The sequence below is a fragment of the Paenibacillus sp. MT124 genome (assembly GCF_058792755.1).
This window is the reverse complement of sequence record NZ_CM179500.1, coordinates 4,815,148-4,832,815: the sequence shown is the minus strand read 5'-3', so window position 1 is coordinate 4,832,815 and position 17,668 is coordinate 4,815,148. Positions and strand designations below refer to the sequence as shown.

At 48.6% G+C, this 17,668-nt stretch carries 16 protein-coding genes; 12 read left to right on the top strand and 4 right to left on the bottom strand.

What is annotated here, in order from left to right; all coding sequences use genetic code 11:
- Positions 1 to 42 precede the first annotated feature (42 nt).
- Positions 43 to 1,398, top strand: coding sequence for a uracil/xanthine transporter (locus tag AC3RCI_RS21830; RefSeq protein ID WP_492526374.1), 1,356 nt, complete (start codon positions 43 to 45; stop codon positions 1,396 to 1,398).
- Here the strand turns inward: AC3RCI_RS21830 and AC3RCI_RS21825 are convergent.
- Positions 1,385 to 1,762: a PilZ domain-containing protein gene (locus tag AC3RCI_RS21825; RefSeq protein WP_354482443.1), complete on the bottom strand. Its 378-nt coding sequence runs from the start codon at positions 1,760 to 1,762 to the stop codon at positions 1,385 to 1,387. The two genes, AC3RCI_RS21830 and AC3RCI_RS21825, sit on opposite strands and share 14 nt — an antisense overlap.
- 109 nt (positions 1,763 to 1,871) lie before the next feature.
- Positions 1,872 to 2,336, bottom strand: a complete 465-nt coding sequence (locus tag AC3RCI_RS21820; protein WP_492526372.1) for a hypothetical protein — start codon at positions 2,334 to 2,336, stop codon at positions 1,872 to 1,874.
- Between the two features lie 150 nt (positions 2,337 to 2,486).
- On the opposite strand from AC3RCI_RS21820, the gene AC3RCI_RS21815 reads away from it, so the two are divergent.
- From AC3RCI_RS21815 to AC3RCI_RS21780, 8 genes are all read left to right on the top strand, one after another.
- Positions 2,487 to 4,070 carry a HEAT repeat domain-containing protein gene (locus AC3RCI_RS21815; RefSeq protein WP_492526371.1) on the top strand — a complete coding sequence of 528 codons (1,584 nt, stop codon included), beginning with the start codon at positions 2,487 to 2,489 and terminating at the stop codon, positions 4,068 to 4,070.
- Between the two features lie 28 nt (positions 4,071 to 4,098).
- Complete coding sequence (locus AC3RCI_RS21810; RefSeq protein WP_492526369.1) at positions 4,099 to 4,563, top strand: DUF6386 family protein; 465 nt, start codon at positions 4,099 to 4,101, stop codon at positions 4,561 to 4,563.
- Positions 4,564 to 4,636: 73 nt separating this feature from the next.
- Positions 4,637 to 5,320, top strand: a complete 684-nt coding sequence (locus AC3RCI_RS21805; protein WP_492526367.1) for a hypothetical protein — start codon at positions 4,637 to 4,639, stop codon at positions 5,318 to 5,320.
- A 20-nt stretch (positions 5,321 to 5,340) separates the two neighbouring features.
- Positions 5,341 to 5,961 carry an SMI1/KNR4 family protein gene (locus AC3RCI_RS21800; RefSeq protein ID WP_336780430.1) on the top strand — a complete coding sequence of 207 codons (621 nt, stop codon included), beginning with the start codon at positions 5,341 to 5,343 and terminating at the stop codon, positions 5,959 to 5,961.
- Between the two features lie 371 nt (positions 5,962 to 6,332).
- Positions 6,333 to 6,881: an RNA polymerase sigma factor gene (locus AC3RCI_RS21795; protein ID WP_492526366.1), complete on the top strand. Its 549-nt coding sequence runs from the start codon at positions 6,333 to 6,335 to the stop codon at positions 6,879 to 6,881.
- Positions 6,871 to 8,013: a DUF4179 domain-containing protein gene (locus AC3RCI_RS21790; protein ID WP_492526364.1), complete on the top strand. Its 1,143-nt coding sequence runs from the start codon at positions 6,871 to 6,873 to the stop codon at positions 8,011 to 8,013. Before AC3RCI_RS21795 ends, AC3RCI_RS21790 begins: the two co-directional genes overlap by 11 nt.
- 314 nt (positions 8,014 to 8,327) lie before the next feature.
- On the top strand, positions 8,328 to 9,860 hold the full coding sequence (locus AC3RCI_RS21785) for a methyl-accepting chemotaxis protein (protein WP_492526363.1): 1,533 nt from the start codon (positions 8,328 to 8,330) through the stop codon (positions 9,858 to 9,860).
- A 148-nt stretch (positions 9,861 to 10,008) separates the two neighbouring features.
- The gene (locus AC3RCI_RS21780) at positions 10,009 to 10,716 is read left to right on the top strand and encodes a DUF4274 domain-containing protein (RefSeq protein WP_492526361.1); all 708 of its coding nucleotides are present in this window, start codon (positions 10,009 to 10,011) and stop codon (positions 10,714 to 10,716) included.
- A 133-nt stretch (positions 10,717 to 10,849) separates the two neighbouring features.
- Here AC3RCI_RS21780 and AC3RCI_RS21775 read toward each other — a convergent pair whose 3' ends face one another.
- Together AC3RCI_RS21775 and AC3RCI_RS21770 are read right to left on the bottom strand one after the other, a co-directional pair.
- Complete coding sequence (locus AC3RCI_RS21775) at positions 10,850 to 11,215, bottom strand: VOC family protein (RefSeq protein ID WP_492471803.1); 366 nt, start codon at positions 11,213 to 11,215, stop codon at positions 10,850 to 10,852.
- A 210-nt stretch (positions 11,216 to 11,425) separates the two neighbouring features.
- On the bottom strand, positions 11,426 to 13,078 hold the full coding sequence (locus AC3RCI_RS21770) for an alkaline phosphatase (RefSeq protein WP_492526359.1): 1,653 nt from the start codon (positions 13,076 to 13,078) through the stop codon (positions 11,426 to 11,428).
- 238 nt (positions 13,079 to 13,316) lie between these two features.
- Here AC3RCI_RS21770 and AC3RCI_RS21765 point away from each other — a divergent pair, with 238 nt between their 5' ends.
- From AC3RCI_RS21765 to AC3RCI_RS21755, 3 genes are all read left to right on the top strand, one after another.
- The gene (locus tag AC3RCI_RS21765) at positions 13,317 to 14,621 is read left to right on the top strand and encodes a hypothetical protein (RefSeq protein ID WP_492471801.1); all 1,305 of its coding nucleotides are present in this window, start codon (positions 13,317 to 13,319) and stop codon (positions 14,619 to 14,621) included.
- Positions 14,622 to 14,845: 224 nt separating this feature from the next.
- Positions 14,846 to 16,360 (top strand): AbgT family transporter, encoded by a 1,515-nt coding sequence (locus AC3RCI_RS21760; RefSeq protein ID WP_492526357.1) that lies wholly within the window; start codon positions 14,846 to 14,848, stop codon positions 16,358 to 16,360.
- A 47-nt stretch (positions 16,361 to 16,407) separates the two neighbouring features.
- Positions 16,408 to 17,664 (top strand): amidohydrolase, encoded by a 1,257-nt coding sequence (locus AC3RCI_RS21755; RefSeq protein WP_492471799.1) that lies wholly within the window; start codon positions 16,408 to 16,410, stop codon positions 17,662 to 17,664.
- Positions 17,665 to 17,668 lie beyond the last annotated feature (4 nt).

Genomic DNA, 17,668 nt, shown 5'->3' with positions numbered 1-17,668 from the left:
GCCTATTTCCATATTGAGGCGCGAAAGGACACGAATGAAATCATGAACAGACAACAAGAGCATTTCATTACAAAATATATGAGTCAGACATCATCTCTGGTTTTGGCAGGAATTCAATGGTTCTTCTTCCTGTTTACCAACACGGTCGTGGTTCCATTATCCATTGGTCATAATTTTCAGATGTCACCGGATGCCATCGCTGCATCCATGCAGCACGCTTTTCTGCTGACCGGAGCCGTGTGTATTCTGCAGGCCATGTTTGGGCATCGTTATGCAGTCATGGATGGACCGTCCGGTCTCTGGTGGGGATTGACCCTCAGTCTGACCGTATCGGCATCTTCCGCCGGCATGAGTCTGGAGCGAATCGGGGGCGGACTTGCTGCCGGCTTCCTGCTCGCAGGACTAACCATGGCCATTCTTGGCCGATTGGGTGCAGCCCATCTGCTGCAGAAGCTGTTTACACCCATGGTCAAGAGCGCCATGTTGTTTCTCATGACGATTCAGCTGACCATGAATTTCTTCAAAGGCATGATTGGGTATACCGAATTCGGTACATTTAACCTGCCGGTTGCAGCTTTATCCGTAGCTATTGCCTTTCTGGTCGCCCTGATCCAACTGAAGGGAAGAGGTAAACTGGGCAACTACTCCATCCTCATCGGCATTGTGACAGGGTGGATTGCCTACAGTTTTGTGTTTCCAGGCCAGCATGCAGGGTTGTCGGGCAATTCTGGGGGGAGTTTGTTTACGCTGTTTCCATGGGGAGTACCGACGTGGGAGCCGGGCATTGTTGTAACTGCGTTCTTCGTCGGATTGGTCAACATGACGAATTCAATTACGACATTAAGCACGGTCGAGAAAATATATGAAACACAGACGACAGACCAGCAATATAAACGCTCCTATGTGCTAACCGGATTGTTCAGCATGCTATCCGCATGTGTGGGTGTGCTGCCATTTGGTTTATTTGCTTCGTCTATCGGTTTTCTGGAAAGCACTCGGATTTTGCGGCGTGCTGCTTTTATTATCGGAGCTGCCATGTTATGTATTTTGGGGCTCACCCCTTCGGTGACTGCCTTTTTTGCGCAAATACCACCGAGTGTGGGCAGTGCCGTGCTGTTTGTAGCCTATCTGCAAATGTTTGGAACAGCTCTCCGCACCATTGAAGGTACTGCGTTTAATTCCAAGACGATCTACCGCGTGGCTCTGCCTGTGCTAACCGGCGTGGCAGTGATGAACATCCCTGCAGAGGCATTTCAGGCATTACCGATTTACCTTATTCCGATTATTAGCAATGGTCTCGTGATCGGAGTTATGGTCTCGCTGATTCTGGAGAAAAGTGTGAACTGGTCCAAAATGGAGAATGCTTCTACCGCCAGCAAAACCGTTACTTCACCATGATTCTTCCCTGTCCGGCAAGCATGCGCAGTTCTCTGGACAGGCGATCATGGTTCCCGTCTTGTATCTCAAGCCGTACACCGTAGTGCCAGGTTTCGTTCTCCTCATTGCCCCAGCGCAGTGTTCCTTCCAGATCTAACGGATCTTCAAAAAGAAGCAGATTCATTCCGATCCGGATTTCATTGGACTCCACATGCAGGCTTAGCGGAAATGAAAGCTGGCACCCCGATCGGCTGATATCGATCAATTCGGCCTGAATGGGTTTGTGCGGAGCAGAGACTCCATTAATGCTGATAATGTAAATTTCAAACGTGATGGGTTCCTTCAATGTATAACGAAAAGGCTCTCTTCTAAGGTTGATTGACATAGTTTCCTCCACAAAGTTCAAAAAGTTCATGTTATGGATATATCGTCAATTTGTACCCGAAAATGAAGAGATATGGCCTTGTTTGCATTGAAGGGGATCCAACACCATGTCAGGTAAAAGTGAGCCCTATGCTCGCACTCGCAGACCGTGGATCATGGCTGGAATATATTGATCCCCATGGGAAGCTGTATCCCATATAGGGATAGGGTTTGGAGCGGTTAATATGCGGCGCAGCGGAAATTTGATTTTTGAGCCACTCATCATGGGCCAGCTTTCGCTTCATCTCACCTGCTTCGGTCCAGTCATCCCATGAAGAGGGGAATTCTTCGCCGTCCAGTGCCAAACTGGCCTGAACCAGCCGGGACTGATGGAAACACAAGGCGAGGTAAAATGCTTTAACATCTGCAGAGGCATCTGATTTGAATTTATACCACGTATATCCCGTAGTAAGCTTCTGAACCTCCGTACGATTCTCCCGATAAAACCAACTTGCCTTCAATTCCTCCTCCGTAAGACCGGAGTACAATTTCAGGCTATCGTGAACCCGAATCACGCCGCTTTCCCATCCGTCCATAGTACAGCCCCTCCCTCATTGCACTTTTTCACAAGTATAGCATACACAGATATAGCCCCTGAGTTCCTTTAACCCCGGTGTCTAGCTTGATATAATGGTTGGATATGGTTCTGATTCCTCACCTGAATCAGATGGGAAGGAGCGGATGAAATGCGGCAATTAACCTCTGAACTCCGGCATAAACTGGATCAGCTCGGGACGGGAACGGTTCAGGAAACCGCCGAGCAGCTCCGTCATCTTGGTCAATTCGGAGAGTATATCTTGATCCCGAGTCTGCTGCGGTTGATGGATGATGAGAGTCTTGTTATCCGTCAGGCTGCGGAGCAGGCGGTAGCTCGTTTGGTAGAAGCATGTCCATTATCCGAGCTGGTGTGGCTGAACGAACATGTAAGGGAATGGCGTCCTTCCCCCGTCATTTGGAAGCGGGTCGTGGAACGTGAGGTACATAAGATAGATCAGGCCAGTACAATTCGTTTGTCCATGTTGACGATGCACTGGAGCGGCTACATCAGAGAGGCTGCGGTTAGAAGAATGATTCGGGAGGATGAGTCCTATAGCTTTCCTTATTTGCTGCTTCGGTTGAATGACTGGGTGCCCGAAATTCGTCAGTTGGCGAGAGCGGCACTGGAACTTAAACTGAAGCCCGAGCATGCCAAGCTGTGGATGGAAAATATCCTGCTTGTGGAGCGACTTCGGATCTGCGGACGGGATCAATTCGAGTCTTTTATCGAATCTGTACATCACCTGCTGCGTCAGAAAGAATGCAGGTTTGTCCGTCATAACGCACGGGTATCCCCTGAACACAGCATCCGTCAGTTCGCTTTTCGGATTTCACTCGAAGCAGAGGGCACGGATGCTGGCATGATTATGGAGCAGGCATTACAGGATGAGAACCCTGCCATCCGGCGATGGGCAGCACAGCGGGTAGATCGTATGTTGTCTGGTCAAAAGCTGAGAGAGGCTCTCCTTGACATGCAGCTGGACAGTGTTCCTTCAATCCGCCGAGAAGGTCTCGCTGTACTTGCCACGAGGTATTCTGATGATGCGAAAGCGATTATAATGGATCGGCTTCTGGATTCAAACCTGTCAGTGCGGGATACAGCACGGAGGTATGCCAAACGGTGGATGAACGTGAGCTATGCGGAGTGGTATCTGGATGTCATCTGGGGTGATGAACAGCAGCATCTCACTGCAGCAATTTCAGGACTGGGAGAGACGGGGGACAAGGCAGACGCAGAAGTGCTGTATGAATATGCGAAGCATCCATCGATTGCCGTACAAAAAGCAGTTATCCGCGGATTAATGCGGCTGGACGCTTCTTCATACGGAACGCATTTTGTACATTCGCTAACAAGCGAGCAGCCTGGCATTTCCCGGGAGGCCTGCCGCGCGCTTATGCAGCATCCCTATCTTATACAGCCTGATGAAGTGGCTGATCTGTTGTCGGACCCCGATGCCCTGCCTCATGTCGTCCGCAATGTGCTGCGCATTATTTCTTCCATGAACAAGTGGAATCAGGTTGGACTGCTGCTGCAGCAGCTTCCAGCGGCAAGGCACGAATGGGTGAAACAAGCCATTCATCGCCAGTTATATAACTGGGCCAGATACCCGAACCGCAGCTACGGCGGGAGATTGTCCACGGCAGAACGGGAACGTCTTCATAAGCTGCTGTCGTTATGCGGGCAGGAACTGGACGGTGATCTGCTGCATCGCTTGGAGTGGCTAATGCAATAAATCATGACGATCAGAGAGGAAGATAAGAATGCGTGGGACATTTCAATTCGTGACGGGAACGGCGACCATGTGCCTGTTCGATCTGGCTTCGTTAAAACACCGTGTAGAAGAACCGCCCGACTGGTGGTCCATTCCGGAAGATGAACTGGCTGAGGTGAATGCGGGCAATTGCCTCTTTTTCAATCTGGGAGCCGATGGATTGTACGAGGTGACATGGAGTGTGGACATCTCGGATACAGCTAGCAAAGTGCAAGAAACGGAAGATGCGCAGGTATTCTATCTGCAAGTTCCGACCGGCAACGTATTTCTGGGTGCAGCTGAAGATGTCAGTGGGGGAGAACTGGAGCCGGATGAGTCATGCGATGGAATAACACTATCGCTGCAGCCGGGAAATGTGGCTTGCATCGTCTCAAGAGAAGGCAATCAGATCTCACTGACGATTCAACCAGGTGCTCAAGGACACAACGAGCTGGATAGTTTGATCCGGATTTGAAGTTTTTTTATAAGTATGGACAGGTCTCCAAGAAATTAAGCGAATGAAGAAAGCTGAAGCGGGAGGAATCCACATGCCGAATTGGAATTTCACAACGATCACAGATTCAGATAAACTGCACCAACAGATGCGGATACTTGCTGCGCTGGATATCATCCTGTCCGAGGAAGAATGGCTTCGTTTACACCACTATGAAGCAGAGCTGCTGCCTGGTGTAGCTTGGGGGAGTATCGACAACGGGGCAGGAGACCACCTGCATGTGTTGTTTACCCCATCGGGTACCTTAATCAAGGGGTTTGATCATGAATCTCCCTTAAGCCCCCATGCTCGTGACGATGGTGAAGTCTATCCGGGCATGTATGATGAAGTGCCGAAGGCATTAAGAGCCATCTTGGAGGACCAGGAAGAGAGAATGGAACCCGATGATGTTACCTTTTGTATTTGGCAGGAGGGAAAAGACACGGAGTGGAAGACAGGAAGCTGGATTCAGCAAGCGTTAATCGAAGAAAGCGAAGACGACGCCACAGGCGGTGCCGATTTTTTGCTGGGCTATATCGAGGAAACGCCAGAGGCGTTCGCTGATTGGGCAGAGGGTTATTACGAGTCACATGAACTGCCGCTGTCTGCGATTGCTGAAGTATATGAAGGAAAACCAGTGACGCCAGGTTTAATCAGGAAGCTATGTCCTGAACGTGATGTAGAAGCAGCACTGGATGAGCTGCAACAACGTGGTTATGTCATAGAACAAATGGAATAGAGGGTGAGGGGACAGCAGTCGTGTATAAGCAGCAGCTGGAACGCATAAGCGAGAAGTTGAAGAATCTTCAACGTTTGGATGCGGATATGAGCTTGTTTGGGGCAGAGAACCACGAATATGAGCTGGAGCGGGTATGGACACCGGAAGAGATCACAGGGTTCGAACAGAAATGGAAGATTACTTTGCCAGAGGAGTATCGGGCTTTTTTGCTGCATATCGGGTCGGGAGGAGCAGGTCCATATTACGGACTGGAGAAGCCGGAAGATGGGGTGTATGCCGTCATTGGATATGACGATGAGCTGAATGCTATCTCGGATCCATTTCCCTATGTAGAGGCTTGGAACTGGGAAGTTGACTGGTATGATGACAGCAAGGAAGAAGAGGAGTGGGATGCACTGGACCATGATTATCATGATCCTAAACGGTCGGCAGGCCTGCTGCGCATCAGTGATTTTGGCTGCGGCATTTCCATGAATCTGGTCTTGAATGGACCATGCAGCGGGGAGATCTGGACCGATGATCGGGCGAATCGCAGCGGCATTTATCCAGATCATTATTTCGGCAATATGGAACGTCTGCGCTTTCTGGATTGGTATGAGTTATGGCTGGATCGTTCCATCCATGAATTGAATGAAGAGTAGGGGCATGAGAATAATTAAGCTTTCTAGGGACCCCATTGTAACTCATGTAGATCAGCGATAACCATTTAACGTGAGTGAAAATCGCCCATTCGACATTACATAAATAAATAGAGTTTATAAAAACGTACGATGATCTATAAAGCACACTTTAATAAAGAACAGTACGGATTAATGAATGATCTCTGTCTTAAACAGGGGTCATTCTTTTTATCGTTTAAATCAAAAGATCTCTAGACAGCCCTGAGCCTTATTGGGCCAGTTTGAATCTATTTTACAATCCGGCTCATTGGCATTTGGGAAAATAATAAAAACCGTTTGGTACAGTTACCCGTCTTATACCACAGAAAGAGAGAGAGAAGGAGGGAACCGGGGTGGAGACCAAAGCCGAGATGAAGAAGATGATATTCGTGCAAACCGAAGATGAGACGGTGTTTGTCCAGTCCATCATGGAGCATCAAGATACGCTGACTTCCATTGCCTACAGCTATCTCCGCAATCGTCATGATGCTCTGGAAGCCGTACAGGAGATGACATGCCGGGCCTGGACGAAGCGTCGGAGTTTGAAAAATGAAAAAGCGTTCAAATCATGGATTATTCGTATTTTGATCTATGTCTGTATTGATGAACAGAGACGCCGCAAGCGAACCACACCGCTGGCTAATGACGGTTTGGAGGATGTGTTTGCGGAGGTCGCAGTTGCAGGCCAGGATGATAACCGGATTGTCATGTGGGGATTTTTGCAGAAAATAAAACCGAAATACCGCCATGTACTACTGCTGAAATATTATAACGACATGACACTGAGCGACATTGCCTTGATCCTCGGAAAACCCGAAGGCACCATCAAAACCTGGCAGCACAAAGGGCTGGAGCAATTACGCAAGCTGATGAAGAACAGGGGGGATTGGCATGAGAACTAGTCCGGAGGAACAAGCACTGCTCGCAGACGCATATCAGGTTGAAGTGGAGAAACAGCATTTGAACCCGGCAGATACGGCATTTGCCATCCAACGAGGACTTGCAAAAGCAAGAGCGAAGCGAACGGCAAGCAGTCTCCCAATAAAATGGATCACTGCTGTGCTCATAACAGTAATCACTGCCGCATGTTTCCTACTCGGGCCATACCGAGGGATTATTCCCTCACAAACCACAGCAGTTGAACCCATTCAGGATTGGGGAGTGCTGGAGCCTTTTCGAAAACTGGCTGAGCAGGACGTTAGCGGGAGTACGATCGAATCTGCAATGAATAATGGCTATGTTCAACTTGTCGACCGTACGGTGAAATCGGGAATATATCAATTTACCGTTAATGCAGTAATGGCAGATGAGAACAAGTTAATTGTGTTATATACAGCCAAGACAGACGATACTCAAGAAGTCTATTCGGTTGTGAATACCAAGATGACAAACGCGGTAACGAATAATGTATTGGGCGACGGAAATATTAGAGGGGTGCATCATTCAGAAGATGAGCACACCATTTATGGTCAAAGCGCCATAGAGTTTCAAAAAAATCAGCCCTTGCCTGAACAAGTCATGATGAATGTACAGATTTCATCAGTTGTTCCGAACCAAGGGACTGATTCAGATGCAGTCAAAAAGGAACGCAAATATCAATTTTCAAAAAAAATGAACGTCACTTTCAATCTGGACCCTAAATTCTCGATTCCACAGACGGAAGTCTTGGAACTGAATAAGCTATTCACAGTTGGTGGATATGAGGTGATGTTATCTGAAGTAGAATTATCGCCTCTAGTGACTCGAGCGAGATTCATCTACGAACCTGAAAAAGATATTGATTTTGAATCCAGAATGTCCATTAACGATGTGGTTCAACCTACTCAGATGGTATCCACAACCAAAGACGGGAAAGAGACAACGCTAATTATGGTATCGGGTAGTGGAACGGAAGACGGCATGATTTTTTCCTTCAGCAGCAACCTACTGGATGAGCCACAATCGTTGGTATTAAAGCTGCATGGTGTGCCAGGCAAAACGTACGATGATCTTCAGGAAGCAGAACGCGATATGATCGAGTTGAAAATAAAATAGAATTTGTAGTAGGTAACGTGATCTACTTAAATTAACCAATTAGCCTGTCTTATGCGTCACAGCGTATAAGCAGGCTTATTTTCGTTTGTCAATATAATATGGAAGTATATTATTTTGGAAGTCATATAAAATTTCAAATTTAGAATACCGATATACATAATGTAGCGCTCATTTCATGTTTATGAAGTTAATTTGTACTATGCTACAGCGCGGGGGATTTGCGGATTGCGTATAAGCAGGACCATAGACCAATGGAATGTAGTACAGAGTTGCCCTACAACAACACATTTACCTAGATAAAGGACGGGGAACGGATGAATCGGTATGATGAGATTATTTGGAAAAGGAACAAGCTGATCAGTATCATTCTGTGGATTATTCTTGCAATTGGTATGGGTCTGAGCTTCATGCTCCCTAAGCTGCTTGTTTCCAATGGGATTGCCATTTTGTTTGCAGCCTGGGTTACATACGCTAATGTGAAAAGAAAACATATTCATTTAATTCCTTGGCTGTATACCATTTTGATTACCATATGTGGGGTCTATGTTGGTTGGGGAACAGTTAATCTTACGATGAGTCTGGTCATAACCGCTGTTTTGCTGCTCATTCCGAACAAGAAGTTTTTTATGATTGGTTTTTTTGTCTTACTAGTCCACAGTGTGCTCCAGCTATTTGTTATAAACACAGCTCATGCTGATGAACTTATAGAGAATATCGTTAACGTTGGACTGTTCGCTCTTACCGGAGCAATCCTGATGTTAGTCTCCCATTTAAATCAAAGACTTTTCCTGGACAGCGAAGTCCGCTGGCAGGAAGTAGAGCAATCCAAACACAGAGTAGAGACCATGATGGAGCGTGTCAAAGCTTCGGTGGAAGGCCTGTCTCTTTATACGGATCAACTGAAACAAAAGGTGGACGCGACCGGGTCCATCACGCATGAAGTGACGCTTGGATTCAGTGAAGTGGCCAAAGGCGTGGAGTTCCAGGCTACGAGTGTGGCAGAAATTTCGGAATCCCTTTCCCTGTCGGATCATCATATCCGTGATGTTGCTTCCTATTCGTCTCAAATGAAAGAATTATCCGCCAGTATGGCTTCCAGCACGGAAACGGGAAGTGCACAGATGGATCATCTGAATGTGCAGATGCAGGAACTCTATGAGACGATTGATACCACGGCTTCCGATATGAGAAAGTTCAATGAGGAAAGTGAAGCGATGTCCCTGATGTTGAACAGTATCTCGGATATTGCGAACCAGACCAACTTGCTTGCACTCAATGCTGCGATCGAAGCCGCTCGTGCAGGCGAACATGGACGCGGATTTGCCGTGGTCTCGGAGGAAGTTCGTAAGCTGGCAGAGCACTCTGGTCAGTCAGCTAGTGAGATTGGTACCATTTTGACCCGGTTAAAAGGGCAAACACAGGCACTGACCGATCGCTTCGAACGCATTCGCTTTGCTCTTCAAGAAGGAAGAGACAGCGTGCAGACTGCAGAAGTTGTGTTCCGTACGATTAATAGCAATTCCCAGGAAGTGCTGAACCAGGCCATGGATATCGAGAGCAGTTCCGCCACGATGAAGGAATCCTCCACGAAAGTCGTGAATGAGGTTTCCGAGATTTCTAGTGTGACTCAGCAATCCAGTGCCGCTACGGAAGAGATTCTTGCCAGTATGGAGGAGCAGCGCAGCCTGACTCAGAAGATGGTGGACAGCTTCGGTGAGCTGGAGCAACTGATACTGAACCTGAATGAGCTGGTGTCGGATCATCAGTTGTCCTCTTCTCTCACTGAAGAGAAGGATGCTGATCGTCCTTCACCAACTGCAGTACCGATCGATGCGCTGTCAGCTTAGAGGTAGGATACCTTTTAGTAGAAAATGTAGAGTCCGCCCGTACGTTCATCGTCCGGCGGGCTTTTTTGCTGTCAAGTGGACTTGAACCCCGTGAATATCTCCTTTACAGTGTAATGTAGAGTGTGAAGTGCAAGGAGGAGAATTGTGAATGAATTGGCTTGAAATTAGTAAGTCCAAAGATGTGGAGCAAGCTTGTGCAGCAGTACATAACCTGGATATCAATGAGCGGGATGAACGGGGACGGACACCGCTTATGCTTTTTCTGACGTATCGCATGCCAGCTGAGGCCATTAAATGTCTGTTGGAACAACAAGCAGACTTGGACGCGGAGGACAAACTCGGTGATACCGCTCTAAAAAAAGCTGTGAAGTTCAAGCAGATCGAAGCCATCCAGCTCTTGCTTGAATATGGGGTGAAGCTTGACTCTGCATATGGAATTCAGGCGACGGCCTGGAATGCAGCTAGACGGGACCCGGCCATTGCAGATATGCTGCTCAGCACCACGGGATCGGTAAGACTTCGGCTGACTGATTCGGAACAAGCCATCGTGGATGAAATTTTGTACGAAGAATCTTCAGAGAGGGCAGCCGCGAAGATCCGTGAGCTGGACTCCGCTGTACTTCTGCATGCTGTCGTGGACGGGTACAACTGGGATGACAGTCCCGAGCCTATGCTGGCTGTTTGTGAACATTCTGCCTGTGCGGAGATCACGATGCTGGACATGGTGGAGCTGCTGGATGCTGATTATTGGCTGGAGATGGACGAAGATGAAGTGAACCAAAGCGAGGATGGACCAGGTTATCGCCAGCTTGCCGAGCTGCTAAGCGTGAAGTGTCCAACAGCGTTCCACAAATGATTTGTGAATACAAAACAAGAGCATGTTCTGGGCTCAATTAGAGATGCTCTTGTTTTGTATAGGATATTATTGTTGATTCCGGCAAGCACAACACCAAAACGTGGTAACGCTGATCTATGAGTGTCACACCAGATCATGCATGTTCGGCGAGCTGTACCTCGAAGCCGTCCGGGTCGGCAATGTAAAGGAAGCGTAGATGTGGATTTGGCTGAACGGGCCCGCGAACAATGGGAATATTCAGTGCTGTCAGTCGTTCCATGGCATCTTCCAGTGAACTCACCTCGTAGCCGATGGACACGCCAGATTCTTTTTTGAGGATGGATTCACTTCCCTCAATCAACTCCAGCATGGTTTCATTTTCTGTGCCCAGCATGGCAATTTGCCGCCCACGACTTTCGAATTGGCGCTGGATTGGAAGCCCGAGCATGCCGTGGTAGAACCCAAGCGAGGCTTCCAGATTGCGTACCCGAAGTGTAATCCAGTTTAATTTGATCAACATGGGTGAATCTCTCCTTTTTGTCTCCTATTTATCAATGTTACGTCTATTATACGACAAGCAAGGAGGGGGTACCCTCCTTGTCTGTGAACAACAAAAATAGCTGCCGAAAAATTCGGCAGCCCAATGATATAATTCCGGTTGAAACGTTGTAAACCGCTACGCTTTCCCATTATGTGTGTTTGGTTTATAAGCGCAGACCATCTTTCAAACTTATTGAATCAGATCCACTGCACCTTGTGGTACAAAGGCATCTACCCCGTTATACACGATTACGCCTTCCAGCGCAGTCTTTTTGCCGTTAACCAGCGCAATGTTTTTGTAGATTTGCAGTTCGACTTTAGTGTTACCTTTGGTAACCAGAATCTTAGGATTTTTGGCATCTGTCAGGTCCAGCTTGTACGCAGCGCCTTTGGCTGTGAATGCTTGTTTGGCAGGAACAAACAGTTGTTTGCTCACGCTGTCCAGATCCAGATCTAGTACGCGTGCCATGTATTTAGCCACATCGGTATTGTCGATTACGCCGAATGGACGGTCATTGTTCGGAGCATACGTGTAGAGCACAACGTCTCCGCCTGTGTGACCACCAGTTGTCCAGCCAATGCCTGCGCGTTTGCTGATCATTGGTCCGATGGCGTAGTTCAGGCTGCCTGGCTCGGCTGCCTTAATGGTAGCGATCTCCTCGGATGTCAGGTCGGAAATGCCATAGTATTGTTTCATGACAGCTTTGATATTGGTGCGTTTGGCATTCAGCTTCGCTTCCACGCCTTCACCTGTCAGCTTGGCCTTTTTCAAAGGTCCGATGAAAGTGGACAATGGTTCTTTGTCATAGGTGCCCGTTGTTGCATTGTTACCAATCGTGAGACCGCCGTTACCGTGGTCCGTTACTGCCACAACAGCTGTCTCTCCATCTGCTTTGGCAAAATCCATGGCTACTTTTACAGCATCATCAAATGCCAGCACGTCACTGATGATTCCGATCGGATCGTTGGCATGCGCAGCCCAGTCCACTTTGCTGCCTTCAACCATGAGGAAGAAACCGTCTTCGTCTTTGGACAGAACATCAATGGCCTTGGAAGTCATTTCAGCAAGGCTTGGCTGTTTGGCAGGGTCACGGTCCATGTCATAAGCCATGCCTGCAGGTGCGAACATTCCCCACAGCTTGCCGGAGTTTGAGGCTTTCATGGCAGCCGGTGTGGTCACGTAATCGTAACCGAGTGCTTTGATGGAAGAGACCAGATTTTCACCGTCTTTGCGACCCGCCGGCTCAAGGTAGCGACTTCCGCCGCCCAAAACAACATCGAGTCCGTTATATACTTGCTGTTTGCTGAGTGCATCGTAATTTTTGCGATCCGGATAGTGGGCAGAGAAGTCTGCCGGGGTAGCGTGCATAATCTCGGAGGTGGCTACAATGCCGGTTGCCTTGCCTGCCAATTTGGATGCCTCCAACACGGATGCAACGGGTTTCTTGGCATCTCCAGGAGCGATAGCCTTCTGTCCAGGCATGGTTGCCTTGTCTGGCAGTACGCCAACATATCCTGTATGTGATTTATAACCTGTAGCAAAAGCCGTTCCCGCAGGAGCCGAGTCCGCAATCGGAGCATCCGCGGAGTGTGTGCGAACCATACCGCTTGCCATGGAATCTAGAGTCAGGGAGGACCCTTTGTACCAGCGGGCCAGTGCAGTGGCATCGTTAGCCATACCGTCCGGAATCAGGATAATGACATTTTTGATCGGTGATGATGATGCGGGTGCAGCAGTGTCGTCAGCAGCCCATGCTGCGCTGCTTCCTCCCAGCGTAGCTGTAACAACTGTTGTAACCGCGAGCATCATTTTGGCCGCACGGGCATTGAACCGGTTTAACATGAATACATCCTCCTAAAATAGATATGTATAGTTTGGTATCCAAAAACCAGTGTATACAACAATTGCTAAACGAACGTAAGGAATGGGTTAACTAAATGTAAAATTTACGATTATGATGCATAATCAGGAATGAGAGGGTGTAAGCCATGGCTGAGATGAAGAGGTTTACAGCGGAACCTCAGTTCGGTATGATTTTTGTAATTAAACGATGCTGCGTTGGACAAGGGGATGTGAGTGCATGTACCGAATCGGAATTGTAGGACCGAAGCCGTCCATTGAGCGGACCATGCGTGCTGTGGAGGGGCAGGAGCTGGAGGCTCATTTTGAGTTGTATCCCTATGAACATGCACGCGAGACGGGCGAGATTATTACGAGGAACCGCGAGAAAGTACACGGGTGGGTGTTTACGGGTCCCATTCCTTATCTGACAGCCCAGGACGTCTTGCATGAAAAAGAACATGCCATCTACTGCCCGCCTACCGGGGCCAGCTTGTACAAAGCTATGCTGCAAGCCATTTATACACTGGACAATCCGGTGAAGGAAATATCTATTGATATGACAGGGAATGAAAGCTGGGGGCTGATGGACAGTCTTGAGGAATTGAATTTCTCGGATGAGCAACTGCGAAAATACGTTTTCTCCACCGATTACGATGTCGAAGACATGATCCAATTCCACGTTCGTCACTGGGAGGAAGGGCAGACCAAGGCAGCCATTACCTGTCTGTACGCTGTATATGAAGGATTACTTCAGAGAGGGGTCCCTGTCTTCAAGATTGATTCCACCAAGCTGGAGACGGTGCAAGCGGTACGAATGCTGATTGAGCAGATCCGCAGTTCTGCATTCAAAGACAGCCAGATTGGCGTGTTAATGGTTGAGATTGAAGGGTGGCATGCAGCCGGTGAACAATCGACGGAACGGTATCAGCTGCAGCATATGGAGCTCAAGATCAAAGGCATCCTCCTGCGTCATTGTGAACAAATCGATGGTTCCCTTCACCAGGATGGTACAGGACGATATCTGATGTATGGTTCAAGGGGTGGAATGGCCCGCAATATGGAATCGCTGCACACAGCGATGCATCAGCTTGAGCTGGATACAGATCTGCTTTCCTTTGCCGGGATCGGGTTTGGTGAAACTGCATTTGATGCAGAGCGTCATGCCCGGAAGGCGATCCAATATGCCAAGGACGATGAAGCTGGACGTGTGATTGTCTATGAGACGAATGGGACGATTGTGGAGGCAGCGGGTGAGGATCAGGAATTATCCTATGAGATGTATTCAAGTGACACCGAATTGCTCGAACAGTTGAACAAGGCAGGGGTTAGCATTCGTACATTTCAGAAACTGAAGGCATACATACGCCGGATGGGCAGAGAAGAATTTACGGCCAGTGAACTGGCATCAGGATTATCAATGACCATCAGGCACGTACAGCGAATTCTCGGCAGTCTTACGGCATACTCCCTGGCTGAAATCACGGGAAATGAGTTGAATACCCGCAGAGGACGGCCAAGTAACCGATATCGGCTGCTGCGTTAGATTTACGAACATAGAGGCGGAATAAGGATACCGATGCTGCAAACTTAGTTCTCATGTCCACTCCTGGTGGACAATGTGAACGGGTGCAGATCGGTATTTTTTATGTGTAGTGTCAAAATACATAACATAAGTATTGAGTTTTGTACGGAGTTAATTATATAATGTCCTAAAATTACGACATTTTCGTTAAATGTACGTTAATATCACAGTCAGGGGGTATTTGCATGGTGAAAGCGGAAAGGCAGGAGAGTACAGGACTTTTTGGTTGGGTAGAGAAAGTGGGGAACAAGCTTCCCAATCCGTTTTTATTGTTTATCTATCTCATTGTTGCGCTGATGATTGCTACCCTTATACTGTCGTTCTTTAACGCGACAGCACATAACCCGATTGACGGAGAGAAGGTTCAGGTCAAAAACCTGCTGAGCCGAGAGGGAATACAGTGGCTGCTGCCGAATGTGGTAAAGAACTTTGCTGATTTTAAACCACTTGCTTCGATTCTGGCATTGGTACTCGGAATTGGTCTCGCTGAGAAAGTAGGGCTTCTGGAAGCGGTCATGCGCAAAATGGCTGTTCGGGTACCCGCCCGCTATGCCAGCTATCTTGTTATTTTCATTGCATTCTTCAGTCATGTGTCTTCAGATGCAGCGCTTGTCATCATGCCTCCGCTCGGAGCATTAATTTTTCTCGCTGTAGGCAGACATCCAATTGCCGGATTGATTGCAGCCATTGCCGGCGTTGGTGCTGGTTTCACCGCAAATATGCTGATTGTGACTACGGATGTATTGCTGTCAGGCATCAGTACCGAAATTGCCGCCTCGGTAGATCCAAATGTGGGTGTTACGGTCTTGGATAACTGGTACTTCATGTCCGCTTCTGTGATTGTGTTGACACTGGTCGCAGGTTTAATGACAGACAAATTCCTGGAACCGCGCCTTGGCACATATGAAGGGGAACGTGTGTACAAGCTGGAAGCTCCAACACCTGAAGAAAATCGGGCACTGCGTGCGGCTGGTTTTGCCGCCCTTATTTTTATCGCTATCATCGCGTTTATGGTTGTACCTTCGAATGGCATTCTTCGCAACCCGGAAACAGGCAGTGTGATGGGTTCGCCTTTTCTTGCAGGGATTGTGCCTGTCATTTTACTGTTCTTCTTCACCGTAGCACTGACTTACGGCATTAAACTGAAAGTGATTCGAAACCAGAATGATCTGCCGAAATTGCTGATTGAACCGATCAAAACGATGGCAGGCTTCATCGTGATGGTCTTCCCGCTATCCCAATTCGTGGCGATGTTCAACTGGAGCAACATGGGTAAGTTTCTCGCACTCACCATCACGGATCTGCTTGAAAAAACAGGCATTAACGGCATCCCGGTAGTGATCGGGCTGATCTTCCTATCTGCATTGCTAACAATGTTTATTGCAAGTGGATCTGCGATCTGGTCCATTCTGGCTCCGGTATTTATCCCGATGATGATGCTGCTTGGATTCCATCCGGCGTTCACTCAAGTCATTTTCCGGGTATCCGACTCGGTTATTATTCCACTCGCCCCAGTATCGCCTTTTGTACCATTGTTCGTCGGATTTTTGCAGGAATACCGCAAGGATGCCAAGCTCGGAACGTATTATTCCTTGATTTTGCCATATTCCATTGCATTCTTCTCCGTCTGGGTCGTCATGGTCATTCTCTGGTATGTCTTCAACCTGCCACTTGGCCCGGGAGTTCACGCCAGATTATAGGAGATCGACTGATTCGGAAATAAGAGAGTTGAGAGAGGGGAACCGATATGATCGACATTATCGCGCTTCGAAGAGAGCTGCATCAATATCCCGAATTGGGATTCACTGAATTTCGTACCGCGACCAAAGTTGTACAGATGTTAAAAGCGTTAGGCTATCGTGTGACGTATGGAAAAGAGGCCATTGATGACACGTCCCGGCGGGGGCTGCCCAAACCGGAAGTACTGGAAGATGCCTATCAGCGTGCTCTTCAGGAAGGAGCGGAGCCCGCTATCGTGGAACAGATGCGCGGCGGATTTACCGCTGTTGTCGCCGAGCTGGATGGAATTCAGGAAGGGCCGACAACGGCATTTCGCTTCGACATGGATGCACTGCCGATTCGTGAAAGCGGGCAGGACAAGCACGTGCCGCAGTCTGGGCAGTTCCGCTCGAAACATGAAGGCATCATGCACGCATGCGCACATGACGGGCATACCAGCATTGGTCTAGCACTAGCAGAACGGTTAAGCGACAGACAGTTTGCCGGGAAAGTCCGGCTGTTATTCCAGCCTGCCGAAGAGGGAGTACGCGGTGCGTACGCCATGGTGGAAAAAGGCATGCTCGACCAGGTAGACCGCCTGTTCTGCATGCATCTGGGTACCGACGTGCCGTCCGGCCATGTCAAAGGGGCTTCCGCTGGTTTCCTGGCAACGACGAAGCTGGAAGCGCACTTTACGGGGGTATCCTCGCATGCGGGAGCTTCACCTGAAGAAGGGCGGAATGCGCTGCTTGGTGCGGCAACTGCCATGCTTAATATTCATGCCCTGCCAAGATTCAGTACAGCCGATACACGGATCAATGTGGGCATTTTGGAAGGAGGAACCGGCGCGAACATCATTGCCGAGCACGCTCGCATGGTGATTGAGACGCGTTCCACGAAGGAAGAAACGAATCTTGAACTGGAGCGGCGTGTGCGTCAGATTCTGGAGCATAGTGCAGCCATGCATGAGTTAAGTGTCGCCGTTGAGATTGTAGGCGGAGCTATTCCGATCAGGTGTGATATGGAACTTGCAGAGCTGGCCGTGAAGAAGGCAGAAGGGATATCCGGAATAAGACATGCTGAAGCGATCTCGGATGGCGCTGCCCTGGGAAGCGAAGATGCAAGTTATATGATCAAACGCGTACAGGAGCAGGGCGGGCTTGCCACATACATGATTGTAGGCAGTGATCTGCCTGCACCCCATCACCATCCTGAATTCGATATCGATGAAGCGGTTCTCGCTCCGGCGGTGGAATGGCTCGAACGATTGGCTCGGAGCTTTTAAAGCT